Source organism: Streptomyces sp. cmx-4-9, assembly GCF_046548835.1.
GTDB lineage: Bacteria > Actinomycetota > Actinomycetes > Streptomycetales > Streptomycetaceae > Streptomyces.
This window is the reverse complement of record NZ_JAEBEE010000006.1, coordinates 124,640-136,598: the sequence shown is the minus strand read 5'-3', so window position 1 is coordinate 136,598 and position 11,959 is coordinate 124,640. Positions and strand designations below refer to the sequence as shown.

12 protein-coding genes are annotated in these 11,959 nt (G+C 70.5%); 10 read left to right on the top strand and 2 right to left on the bottom strand.

The features are described from left to right. Nucleotides 1-13: 13 nt before the first annotated feature. The 3 genes from ACLJTM_RS19470 to ACLJTM_RS19460 all read left to right on the top strand — a co-directional run bounded on the left by ACLJTM_RS19470 (nt 14) and on the right by ACLJTM_RS19460 (nt 2,261). A complete protein-coding gene (locus ACLJTM_RS19470; RefSeq protein WP_411104923.1) occupies nt 14-439 on the top strand; it encodes a DUF1360 domain-containing protein in 426 nt (141 codons plus the stop codon). Nucleotides 440-854: 415 nt separating this feature from the next. Next, nucleotides 855-1,562, top strand: coding sequence for a HemK2/MTQ2 family protein methyltransferase (locus ACLJTM_RS19465; RefSeq protein ID WP_411104922.1), 708 nt, complete (start codon nt 855-857; stop codon nt 1,560-1,562). A gap of 147 nt (nt 1,563-1,709) precedes the next feature. Continuing rightward, nucleotides 1,710-2,261 (top strand): isochorismatase family cysteine hydrolase, encoded by a 552-nt coding sequence (locus tag ACLJTM_RS19460; protein WP_411104921.1) that lies wholly within the window; start codon nt 1,710-1,712, stop codon nt 2,259-2,261. Between the two features lie 131 nt (nt 2,262-2,392). On the opposite strand, the gene ACLJTM_RS19455 is transcribed toward ACLJTM_RS19460, so the two are convergent. Together ACLJTM_RS19455 and ACLJTM_RS19450 are read right to left on the bottom strand one after the other, a co-directional pair. Next, nucleotides 2,393-2,788, bottom strand: coding sequence for an ATP-binding protein (locus ACLJTM_RS19455; RefSeq protein WP_411104920.1), 396 nt, complete (start codon nt 2,786-2,788; stop codon nt 2,393-2,395). Between the two features lie 241 nt (nt 2,789-3,029). Then, a complete protein-coding gene (locus tag ACLJTM_RS19450) occupies nt 3,030-3,512 on the bottom strand; it encodes a hypothetical protein (protein WP_411104919.1) in 483 nt (160 codons plus the stop codon). 318 nt (nt 3,513-3,830) lie between these two features. Here ACLJTM_RS19450 and ctaD point away from each other — a divergent pair, with 318 nt between their 5' ends. The 7 genes from ctaD to ACLJTM_RS19415 all read left to right on the top strand — a co-directional run bounded on the left by ctaD (nt 3,831) and on the right by ACLJTM_RS19415 (nt 11,899). Further along, nucleotides 3,831-5,570 (top strand): cytochrome c oxidase subunit I, encoded by a 1,740-nt coding sequence (gene ctaD, locus ACLJTM_RS19445; protein WP_411104918.1) that lies wholly within the window; start codon nt 3,831-3,833, stop codon nt 5,568-5,570. 14 nt (nt 5,571-5,584) lie between these two features. Next, on the top strand, nt 5,585-5,923 hold the full coding sequence (locus tag ACLJTM_RS19440; RefSeq protein WP_411104917.1) for a hypothetical protein: 339 nt from the start codon (nt 5,585-5,587) through the stop codon (nt 5,921-5,923). 296 nt (nt 5,924-6,219) lie between these two features. Further along, nucleotides 6,220-6,924, top strand: coding sequence for a phosphodiesterase (locus ACLJTM_RS19435; RefSeq protein ID WP_411104916.1), 705 nt, complete (start codon nt 6,220-6,222; stop codon nt 6,922-6,924). A 201-nt stretch (nt 6,925-7,125) separates the two neighbouring features. Continuing rightward, entirely contained in the window at nt 7,126-8,322 is a 1,197-nt protein-coding gene (locus ACLJTM_RS19430) for a hypothetical protein (protein WP_411104915.1), read from the top strand. A gap of 82 nt (nt 8,323-8,404) precedes the next feature. Further along, nucleotides 8,405-9,091 carry a hemerythrin domain-containing protein gene (locus tag ACLJTM_RS19425; RefSeq protein ID WP_411104914.1) on the top strand — a complete coding sequence of 229 codons (687 nt, stop codon included), beginning with the start codon at nt 8,405-8,407 and terminating at the stop codon, nt 9,089-9,091. 287 nt (nt 9,092-9,378) lie between these two features. Continuing rightward, the gene (locus tag ACLJTM_RS19420) at nt 9,379-10,083 is read left to right on the top strand and encodes a hemerythrin domain-containing protein (protein WP_411104913.1); all 705 of its coding nucleotides are present in this window, start codon (nt 9,379-9,381) and stop codon (nt 10,081-10,083) included. 421 nt (nt 10,084-10,504) lie between these two features. Beyond that, nucleotides 10,505-11,899: a M20/M25/M40 family metallo-hydrolase gene (locus tag ACLJTM_RS19415; RefSeq protein WP_411104912.1), complete on the top strand. Its 1,395-nt coding sequence runs from the start codon at nt 10,505-10,507 to the stop codon at nt 11,897-11,899. The last annotated feature ends 60 nt before the right edge of the window (nt 11,900-11,959 follow it).

Genomic DNA, 11,959 nt, shown 5'->3' with positions numbered 1-11,959 from the left:
GCACTTGGGCGCGATGGCTGGGTTCGCCGGGTACGCAGTCGGCTGGACCATCCTGCAGCGCCGGCTCGGACGGCCCCGGCCCCCCGCTGCCGCCCCCTGGGACCTCGCCCTGACCGCCACGGCCACGTACAGGCTCAGCCGGCTGATCGCCAAGGCCACGATCACGCGCCCCTTGCGCGCCCCATTCACTCATGTGGAGGAGGCCGGCGCACCGGCGGAACTCAACGAGACCCCCCGCGAGGAACCCGGGCGCGAAACCCTGGGTGAGCTGATCAGCTGCCCGTTCTGCCTGAGCGTGTGGGTCGTGACCACCTTCACCGGCGCCCGCGCCATCTGGCCGGAGGCCACCCGCACGGTGACCGGAGCCCTGACCGCTCTGACACTCTCCGACGGCTTGCAGTTCGCGCACGCGGCCCTCGCAAAACGAGCGGAAGGCTGACCGGCTCGCCCATCGGCGCGCGTGCAGCAGGCGCCCTACCCCTTTCCTCCAAGTGACCGGGTGACCGGGTGACCGAGTGACCGGGTGACCGGGTGACCAGGCGACCGGGCGACCAGGTGACCAGGCGACCAGGTGACCGAGGGCCGGTGGCGTGTCCTCCCGGGCCGACAGCCCTCTGCGGGGCGGCAACGTGCGCGATCGTGGGAGACCCCGGACAATGATCCGGGTGGAGGAGGCGCCCCACCGTGGGGTGAAGCGGCCCGGGCGTCAGCCCGCAGACCGGTTGCGATGCATCCGGCCCGGCGAAATGATCGCCGTCGCTGCGGGTGAGCCGCCCCGGAGGGGGCAGTGGCAGGGAGCGGCGAGAGGCCGCCGCCGACCCGCGGGCGGGTCTCACCGATCACGGAGGTACACCGTGGCCAGTACGGCTCTGACGTCGGTTGCGCTGCACGCCGGGCTGATCGCTCTACCCGGTGTCTACCAGCCGCAGGGCGATACCCGTCTCGTGGCGGAAGCACTCGCTCAGGAAGCCCTGGCACCCGGAGCGGACGTGCTGGAGATCGGAACGGGCACCGGCGCGCTGGCCCTCCAGGCCGCACGCCGGGGCGCCAGGGTCACGGCGGTCGACGTATCCTGGCGCGCCGTCGCCAGCGCCCGGCTGAACGCCCTCCGGCACGGGGTGCCGCTGCGCCTGGTCCACGGCGACTTCGCCTCCGCCGTCACCGGCCGGTTCGACCTCATCGTCTCCAATCCGCCCTACGTGCCCGCTCAGAACGCGGAGGTTCCGGTGCGGGGTCCGGAACGCGCTTGGGATGCAGGCTGCGACGGCCGCGCCGTCATCGACCGCATCTGTGCCGGCGCCCGCCCCCTCCTGCGCCCGGGCGGTGTCCTGCTCATGGTGCATTCGGGCATGTGCGGGACGCAGGAGACCGTGGACCTGCTGACCTCCGCAGGGTTGAGCGCGCGGGTCACGGCCCGCGCGCTGGTGCCGTGGGGTCCTGTGCTGCGCTCCCGGCGCACGTGGCTGCAGCAGCAGGGCCTGGCAGGCGCAGGCGCAGGCGCAGGCGCAGGCGGGGCCGGCGAACTCGAAGAGCTGGTGGTCATCCGTGCCCAATCCCTGTGACCACCGCCCGGCGGAGGCCGACGACCCGCGCGGCCGGGCCGTCCCCCGCCTCACCGGCCGGCCCGAGAACAGGCACCCGCGGTCCTTCGGTGGACGGGTTGCTGCCGCGGGGCGCAGGGAGTGCACCGGGACAAGGAGGCGGTGAGAATGGCGGACGGCACGGCACTCGTCGTGATCGACATGCTGAACACCTACGAACACGAGGATGCCGACGCCCTCGTGTCCTCGGTGCGTGACGCGCTGCCCTTCGTACAGGAGCTCCTCAAGCGGGCCCGGGACGCTTCGGTGCCGGTCATCTACGTGAATGACAACTTCGGTCAGTGGCGCTCCCACCACGGCGAACTCGTGGAAGCGGCTCTGGCAGGCCGCCACCGCGAACTCGTCGCCCCCATCGTGCCCGACGAGGACTCCCTCTTCGTCGTCAAAGCCCGGCACTCGGTCTTCTACGAGACCCCCCTCAACTACCTCCTGAGGCAGCTGGGCATCCAACGCCTCGTGCTGTGCGGGCAGGTCACCGAGCAGTGCATCCTCTACTCCGCCCTGGACGCGCACATCCGCCACTTCGACGTCACCATCATCCCGCAGGCCGTCGCGCACATCGACGCGGAACTGGCCGACGCCGCGCTGCGCATGATGGAAACCAACATGTCCACCACCCTCGTCCAACCGGACGACTTCGGCTTCGACCCCGACCGGTAGGCCGCGCCCGGCGATGCCCGGCTAAGCGCGGCGATGCGCGGCGATGCCCGACGCCGTCACCTGACCACGTCACCCGCCCCGAGGCGCCCTTGTCGCCCCTGTCGCCCCTGTCGCCCCTGTCGCCTGTTGCCCTACCAGGGGAGTTCGGCGCAGATGGTCTTGCCGCCGTCCGGGACCGGCTTGATGCGGATGCGGGTGGCAAGCCGCTTGATCATGAACCAGCCCCATCCGCCGCTTCCGTCCGTGCCGGGGGTCCGGGGTCGGGGAGGCTGCGGGCTGTCGTCGGTGACGCAGACGTCGATGGAGCCGTCGAGGAGTTCCAGGTGCAGGGTGCAGGGGCCGACGGTGTGCCGGATCGCGTTGGCGACGAGTTCGGCCACCACCAGGAGCACGTTGTCCGTGCTCTCGTCCTGGGACGGGGCCCGCAGACGGGCTGCGCGGGCCAGAAAGGCGCGGGTGGCGTCACGCGCTGCCGCGCCGGGTCGGTTCATGCGGGAGAGGGGCTGATCCAGGACGGCTGTACTCACCTGTTCCTCCTTCCGCCCTGTGGGCTCGTATGTCGCACATGCCCCGCTCCACGGCCCGGAACCGGGACCGGCCGTGTGAAGCCCGAAAGACGGGGAGGTCGGGAGCCGCGAGGTGGCAGGGTCGAGCGCCCTACGCGTACGGCATGCCGAAGCCGCCCCTGGCCGGGCCGCGGCGGCACGGTTCAAGGGCGGTTCAGCGGCGGCGTCAGGGGTGGCCTTCGCGGCGGCCTCAGCGGTGGCCTCAGCGTCGGCTCGGCGGGGGTGCCGCTTCGGCCCGGCGGTCGGCGCGGACGATCAGCAAGGAGACCAGTGCGGACGCCACCAGCACGCAGCCGACGATGATGTCGAGGACTCGGCTGCCGTTGTCGACCGCCGTGTTCTGCAGGCCCAGGACGTACGGCGAGGCGATCATCCACAGGCCGGCCAGGCCGACGATCGCATCCGAGCGCCAGCTGCTGCCCCGGTAGATCCGCAGACCGACCACGAACATCAGGAACGCTCCGACCACCGCCTCGTTGACCTGGGCGTCCTTCGCCCCGTCATGCGTCGCCATCGGGAAGACCCACAGCGCGGCCGAGGCGGCGAACATGACGACCCCGATCACCTGATCGTGAAGCCCTTGCCGGAAGGCGTGCGCCTGCGCCGGGGGGACCGCGGCCTGGTGGGACCGGTGCCGGGGCTGGAACTGGGACTGGGACTGGGACTGGAAGTGCTGGACAGCCATGTCATCAACCTCCTGTCGGGCCCCTACCCGGTCGCCCGGCGAACACCCCCGCCCGCAAGACCTGCCCCGACCGCTTTCCACCGCCCCCCCCCCCCCGCTTCGCGTATTCCCACCGCCCCCGTTTCGCGCACCGTTCCCCCGTCATGCGCCGACGGCCCGGCACCCTGATCGGCTACGCGGGGTGAGCCAATCGGGTTGCCGGGCGGCGGCGACCTGGCTCATCGTCACGTTCCGTAGTACATGTGTAAGCCGCGCGTAAGACCTGCCGCAACGGGTACCGGCGCGTCCACCTATGTGTCCGACGTAAAAGGATTGCCCATGGCGACGTCGACCGAGCCCGTCACGCCGATCCCGGTACCGGGCCGCTCGTTCGGGAGCGTGCTGGTCTCCTGGCTGACCACGACGGACCACAAGAAGATCGGGCACCTGTACCTGATCGCGTCGTTCGGCTTCTTCATCATCGGCGGCGTACTGGCGCTGCTGCTGCGCGCCGAGCTCGCGCGGCCGGGAATGCAGATCGTCTCCAACGAGCAGTACAACCAGATCTTCACCCTGCACGGCACGGTGATGCTGCTGTTCTTCGCCACACCGACCTTCGCCGGCTTCGCCAACGCGATCATGCCGTTGCAGATCGGTGCTCCGGACGTGGCCTTCCCGCGGCTGAACATGCTGTCGTTCTGGCTGTTCCTGTTCGGCGGCCTCATCGTCGTCGGCAGCGTGCTCACCCCGAACGGCACCGCGGACTTCGGCTGGACCGCCTACACGCCGCTCAGCAGTTCGGCACGTACGCCGAACATCGGCGGCGACATGTGGATCATGGGTCTGGCCCTGTCGGGTTTCGGCACGATCCTCGGATCGGTCAACTTCGTCACGACGATCATCTGCATGCGCATGCCCGGCATGACGATGTTCCGGATGCCGATCTTCACCTGGAACATCCTGCTCACCTCGGTGCTGGTCCTCTTCGCCTTCCCCGTCCTCGCCGCTGCCCTGCTGGTGCTGGAGGCGGACCGGAAGTTCGGGGCCCAGGTCTTCGACCCGCAGAACGGCGGTGCGCTCCTGTGGCAGCACCTGTTCTGGTTCTTCGGGCACCCGGAGGTCTACATCATCGCGCTGCCGTTCTTCGGGATCGTGACCGAGATCTTCCCGGTCTTCTCCCGCAAGCCGGTCTTCGGGTACCTCGGTCTGGTCGGCGCGACCATCGCGATCGCCGGACTGTCGCTGACCGTCTGGGCGCACCACATGTTCGCCACGGGGGCGGTGCTGCTGCCGTTCTTCTCCTTCATGACCTTCCTGATCGCCGTGCCGACGGGGGTGAAGTTCTTCAACTGGATCGGCACGATGTGGAAGGGGTCGATCTCCTTCGAGACGCCGATGCTGTGGGCGATCGGTTTCCTCGTCACCTTCCTCTTCGGCGGCCTGACGGGCATCATCCTGGCCTCCCCGCCGATGGACTTCCACGTCACCGACTCCTACTTCGTCGTCGCCCACTTCCACTACGTGGTCTTCGGCACGGTCGTCTTCGCTATGTTCGCCGGGTTCTACTTCTGGTGGCCGAAGATGACGGGCACGATGCTCGACGAACGCCTCGGAAAGATCCATTTCTGGACGCTGTTCATCGGGTTCCACAGCACCTTCCTCGTCCAGCACTGGCTCGGCGCCGAAGGCATGCCCCGCCGCTACGCCGACTACCTCGCCGCCGACGGCTTCACCACTCTGAACACCGTGTCCTCGATCGGCGCCTTCCTCCTCGGGGCGTCGACCCTGCCGTTCCTCTACAACGTGTGGAAGACGGCCAAGTTCGCACCCCGTGTCGAGGTCGACGACCCCTGGGGCTACGGCCGCTCCCTGGAATGGGCCACGTCCTGCCCCCCGCCCCGGCACAACTTCGTCACCCTGCCGCGGGTCCGCTCCGAATCCCCGGCCTTCGACCTCCACCACCCGGAGGTCGCTGCTTTCGACTACAGCGACAACCAGCAGCGCGACGTCATCGACCAGGAAGGGGCCTCCGGCCCGCGGGGATCACTGCCGGGTAAGGGCCCGGGCCAGGCCGGATAGCGGGGACCGCCGAGGTGAGCGAGGGCTCGGAAGAGGCGGCGGCCGGGTTGGCCCGGCTGGAGGGCTTCCTGATGAGCCAGGCAGCCCTCCGTGAGGCGCGCGAGGAGGGGCAGGCCTTCGCACGCGCGCTGACGTGGCTCGGCTCCGGCGAACAGGACGAGATCAGCGACCGCTTCGCCCAGCACCACCTGTGCCTGCGCCGGGAGATGCTGGCCGCCACCGTGGCACGGGCGGCGGAACTCAAGGACGAGTACGCACAGCGGTACGGGCGGCTGCGCCGACGCGTCACCGGTATGGCGGCAGCCGCGTTCGCCGTCTGGACAGCCGTCCTGATCGTCCTCTGCCGCCCCTGAGCCGCGTAGGACCCACGTGGGGAGCCACGTGGGAGCCACGCGTGAGCCCGCGTATGAGCCACGTATGGCCCACGGGGGGGAGCCACGTGGGAGTTGCGTGGGAGCCACGCGTGCCGTGACCCGGGTGTGGCCGCGGCCGCCCCGGTCACGCCGCGTCGACGGGCGTGACCCGGGTAGGCGGCAGGCATGGATACGCACCCCGCCGGGCGGCCGTCCTTCGAGACGCGCGTCGTCGCCGGCCGCCTCGGCCGCCCCGGCCGCCTGCGCCGCCGTGGCCACCAGGGAAGGTCGCCCACGTGAACCGCTTCGAGCAGACGGCCTTCGACACGGCCCGGGCGTTGGCGCGCCGCCGCGGCGGCCGCCCCGCCCTGCACCCCGACGGCATCCTCCTCACCGGACGCCTCCACGTACCCCGGCACGACACCCCGTGGGGCGTACCGTGGCTCGACACCCCGGGTGCCTACCCGGTGACAGCGCGGTGGTCCCGGGCGGCGGGGCTGCCCGGTCCCGTGCCCGACGGGCTGGGCCTCGCCGTGCGGGTCCAGGACGCGGGAGGACCCGGCCGTCCGCTGGAACTGCTCCTGACCAGCAGCGGAAGCGGAAAGGTGGCGCGCCACCTGCCGCTCCCCCGCCGGTGTGCCACGACAGGTCCTTACGCCACGCTGCTGAACTACTCCGTCGGCGGCCGGCACGGCGTGGTGGCCGCGTTCCCGGAGCGCCGCAGCGACCGCGTCCCCGCCGTACCCGGGGCGGTGGCCGCCGCCGTGGCCCGGGCACCGATGTCGTTCCACCTGGGCTTCGGAACAGCCGCGGGATGGCAGCCGCTGGCCCGGTTCGCTCTGGAGGGGGCCATGACGGCCGACAGCCGGGGCGGCGTCGCCTTCGACCCGTACCGCAACTGCCTGGCAGGGTTTCGCCCCGTCGCCTCTCTGTCCGCCCTGCGCGTCGCCGCGTACGCCGGCTCCCGAGCCGGCCGTCACGCGCGCCCAGCCTCTCCATGAACGCCATTGGAGTGAGCCCGCGCGTCGGAGGACGGATCTGCCCTCGGCGCCCCGCTGTAGCTGAGATCGTGAAGAGCCTGGCTTCGTTCTGTCCGGATTTCTTGGTTTCATCCCGTCTTCCGGGGCACGTGCGGTCCCAGGTCTGCAGTCGTGCCCCGTTGGGGGCGCGCGGGACAACCACCTGGGAAGCCGGTATCCGTCATGGCCTTCAACCCGCTCCAACACCGCGGTATCCCCCTGGACCGTCAACTGCGCAGCTGGCGGGAGCTGAACGTCACTCCGATCGACCCGGATGCGAGTGATCCGTACACCCGGTGCCGCATCATCACGATGAACGGCATCGAGGTGGAGGCGATCCTCTTCGGGCACAACCTCGCCCGCAACTGCGTCGACCCGGAGGTCAAGCGGCAGCTCGCCCGCACCCGGTACATCGAGGCGCAGCAGCAGAAGGTCGTGAACTGGCTGCTGCCCGGCGTGTCGTCGGTGCTGGAGACGACGATCGCCTACGAGCAGGTGGCAGTGGACCTGACGGCGTGGGTCGCGCGCATGGAGCCGGACCCGTATCTGAAGCAGGCGTACCAGTTCGGGGTGCTGGAGGACTTCGACCACCTGTACCGGTACGCGAACCTGTACGAGATGATCGAACACCGCAAGGCCGAGGCGATCGTCGACGGTCTGACCGAGGTGATGCCGGGCCGGCCGACCCCGATGCACCACCGCAACCCGGTGGACAACGTGCGCGATCCCTACGACAAGAACCGGACGGATCCGCTGTCGCGGCTCCACGCGCTGACGATCCTGTCGGCGGAGCAGCAGACGATGAACTTCTACATGAACACCGGCCCCACCTACATGGAACCCATCGCCCGCCAGCTGTACCAGGAGATCGGCCTCATCGAGGAGGAGCACGTCACCCACTACGAGTCGCTGGTCGACCCCGGGGAGACGTGGTGGGAGCAGCTGGTCACCCACGAGTACAACGAGTGCTACCTGTACCACTCCTTCATGGAGCAGGAGAGCCACCCCAAGGTCAAGGCCGTGTGGGAGCTGCACCTGAACATGGAACTGGAGCACCTGCGGATCGCCTGCGACCTGATGCGCCGTCACGATGGGCGCGAGCCGGAGGAGATCCTCGCACCGGAGCTGCCGAACGTGCTCACCTTCGAACCCAACAAGGCCTACCTGCGGGAGCTCCTGGCCACCCAGATCGACCTCACCACCCTGGGGGCCGGCTACGTCCGGGAGGCCCACGAGCGGTTCGAGGAGATGCAGGCGGCGATCCACGACGGGGAGGCGGCGCCCAGCGACCGGGTCATGCAGCAGCACCAGGAGATGTTCGGACGGGACTACCGCGTGGAGACCGAAGGGCCGCACCCCGACCCTGCCCAGCGCGCGTGAACCGGATCTGCCGCACGGCAGACCGGCCACACGGCGTCAACCGGCGCGACGTGCACACTCAAACCGTCTCCAGGAGGATGTCGTGAAGGACGTCAAGGACATCAAGGACGAAGAGAAGCAGGCCGGTGACCCCGCAGCCGGCGAGGACGTGGTGGCTCTCCTCGTACGCCAACACGGGCAGATCCACAGCCTCTTCGACGAGGTACGGCTGAGCGGGGGCGAGGAGCGCAGAGACGCCTTCCACCGTCTGGTCCGGCTCCTGGCCGTCCACGAGACGGCAGAGGAGGAGGTCGTGCATCCGCACGCCCGCGGCGCCTTCGAAGGCGGCGACGACGTCGTCCAGGAACGGCTCGCAGAGGAGAACGCGGCCAAGGAGATGCTGGCCGGCCTCGGGGACATGGACACCGGCGACCCGAAGTTCATGCCGATGCTGCTCTCCCTCCGCGACGCCGTCCTGGTGCACGCCCGCGCCGAGGAACGCTACGAATTCGCCCAGCTGCGCCGCACCACCTCCCCGGCCCGCCTCATGACCATGGCGAAGGCCGTCAGGGCTGCGGAGAAGATGGCGCCGACCCGCCCCCACCCCGGGGTGGAGAGCGCGACGGCCAACATGATGCTGGGCCCCATGGCCGCGCTGGTGGACCGGACCCGTGACGCCATCCGCGGGGCCATGGACAAGGACGGCGGCAAGACCGAGGACGTCGAGGACAAGGGCGGCGGCACGGACGGCGGCAAGGACGGCGGCAAGGACGCCGCGCCGGACGCCTGAGGGCTGGCTGGCGGCTCCCCAGGGTGGCGGCTCCCCAGGCTGGCGGCTCCCCGGACTGGCGGCTCACCCTTCGCCTGCTGCCCGGAGCACGTGCCCCTCGTTTGCCGGGGCACGTGCTCCTCGTTTGTCCGGGGCACGTGAGGGCAGGCGCCGGAACGACAGGATGCGGCTCCGGAGGCCTACGGCGTGAGCCGGCAGACCGCAGACGGCGGACCGCAGACCGCAGACGCCTGAGTTGCGCGCCGTGGTCCGCCCCCGCAGCACCTCCTGAGGGGAGAGAACAGCCCATGATCCGCTCCATCGCGCAGCAGAGCGTCCAGCAGCTCGGCGGACAGTCCAGCATCCTGGCCCGCCAGCGCCGCGACCACGCGGACCTCGACCGCCTCATGCACCTGTATGAGTCCGCCGGCCTGCCGCAGCGCGAACGGCAGAAAACGCTCAGGGACATCTTCCAGCTCACCTTCAGCCACGCCTTCGCCGAGGAGACCGTCCTGTGGCCCGCCCTGCGCCGGCTGGCTCCCGACGGCGAACTCCTCACCGCCCAGGTGGAAGAGGAACACCAGCAGATCAGCGATCTTGCGACCGACATCGAGTCCACCGACCCCGCGGACCCGCGGCACGGTCAGCTCGTGGCAGCGGCATTCGCTCTGATCCGGCAGGACATCCGCGACGAGGAGGACGTGCTGCTGCCCCGCCTGCAGGAAGCCCTGAACCACGACACGGCCCGACTGCGCCGGCTCGGCACCGCATGGGAGACCGTACGGCGTACCGCCCCGACCCGCCCTCACCCCGCTGTTTCCCGCCGGCCTCCCGGGAACGCCCTCGCCGGCATCCCCCTGAGCGTCTTCGACCGCGTCCGCGACGCCGTCCGTACCGCTCCAGCCGGCACCTCGCCGGTCCGTCTGGCTGCCGTGATGCTGACGACCGCTGCCGTGGGGTTCGGCCTGGTGCGTTTCGTCGTGCTGCGTAAACGGCGATCCTGCACGCGGTAGCGGGCTCGACCGGTGTGCGCGAGCGCCGCGACGAGCGGACACCGGCGCCGCAGCGGTCCCGGCTCCGTGGTCCGTGGTACGTGCTCCGGAATCCGTGGTCCGGGGTCCGTGGTCCGGGGTCCGTGGTCCGGGGTCCGTGCGCTGCTGCGGGTCGGGCCGGGCGGCGGTGCCTCGCCGATTGGGACCGCGGCGACGGGGAAGGCGCAGGTGGAGCGATCCCCCCGGGCCCCGGGCCCCCGGGCCGGGTGAAAGGGGACACCGTGGCTCCCGACAGAGACGACCGGGCCGGCCGTCACCAGGGCCGACCTGAACGGTACGGCGGACGGATCAGGGACGCACGCGGGTGCGGCCTGCGCGCGCCGCGCCTCGTGTACGGCGTACGAGCGGATGCGGCGCGGGCCGGAAGGGCCGGGCGGTAGCCGTGGCCGATCCCTTCTCTGCCCGGCTGCGTGAACTGGTCCTCGCCGACACGGCGGTCTTCCTCAAGGCCCTGCGCGAATGGACGGCCATCCCTTCGGTGTCCGCTGACGCGGCGCGCTCGGGAGACGTGACCCGTTCGGCCCGGTGGCTGTGTTCGGCCCTGCGGCAGAGCGGATTCCCCGTCGTGGAGGAGTGGGCCACGGAGGGACTGCCGGCTGTCTACGCCTGCTGGCCCGCAGAAGATCCCGCGGCCCCCACCCTGCTGATCTACAGTCACCACGACGTGCATGCCGTCAAGGAAGCCGAATGGTGCGAGACGCTCCCCTTCGATCCGGTACTGCGCGAGGGGCGGCTGTACGGGCGCGGAGCCTCGGATGCCAAAGGGCAGGTCATCTGCCATCTCTGGGCCCTACGAGCACATCTGGCCGGGCAGGGACGGGCAGCCCCCGCGGTGACGGTGAAGCTGCTCGTCGAGGGCGAGGAGGAGATCGGATCCGTGCATCTCGCCGACCTGCTGGCCAAGCACGGGGCGCAGCTGACGGCCGATGTGCTGATGGTGTCCGACTCCATGCTGTGGTCCCTGGAAGACGCCGCCGTGTGCACCTCGGTGCGCGGCTCGGTCAACGCGAGTCTGGAGGTCCGCGGCGCCCAGCGGGACGTGCACAGCGGGGCCGTGTCCGGCGCCGCCCCCAACGCGCTGACGGAGCTGTGCCGCGTCCTGGGCCGGCTGCACGACGACGCGGGGCGGATCGACATCCCCGGCTTCCACGACGCCGTACGCGAGCCTACGGCCGCGAACCGGGCGGGACTTGAGGCCCTGGGGCCACCCGATCCGGCCACGTGGATGCGGGACACCGGGACGTTCGGTACGGGTGGTGAGGAGGGTCGGGGGCTGATGGAGCGCGTGTGGTTCCGTCCGTCCGCCGAGGTCAGCAGAATGGTCGGCGGAGATCCCGAGGGGCCCGCCCGCGGAGTCGTCCCCGCCACGGCGTCGGCGGACATCCTGCTGAGGCTGGTACCGGACCAGAGCGCCGACGAGGTCGCCCGGCAGCTGCGGCATTGGCTGGACGGGCTGGCCCGGGGGAACTTCACGTACGACCTGGAGGTCTCCTCGACGATCTCGGACCCGTACACGACTCCCGAGGACCATCCCGCCCTGGCGGCGTTGATGACGTCGATGAGCCACGCCTTCGGGGGACCCGCGCTACGGATGGGCAACGGGGGCGCCGCCCCCGCAGCGCAACTCGCCGGGGCGCTGGCGGCGCCGGTTCTCTTCTTCGGTACGGGTCTGCTGTCGGACCGCTGGCACGGGCCGGACGAGAAGGTGGAAGTGCGGGCCTTGCAGCTGGGTGCGCAGACGCTGGCGGAATTCCTGGGCGCGCTGTCGGTGGCGTGATGCGCGGGAAGCGCCTGCGACCGTTTTGCCCCTTTATGTGATGATTACTCGCCTGCTCCC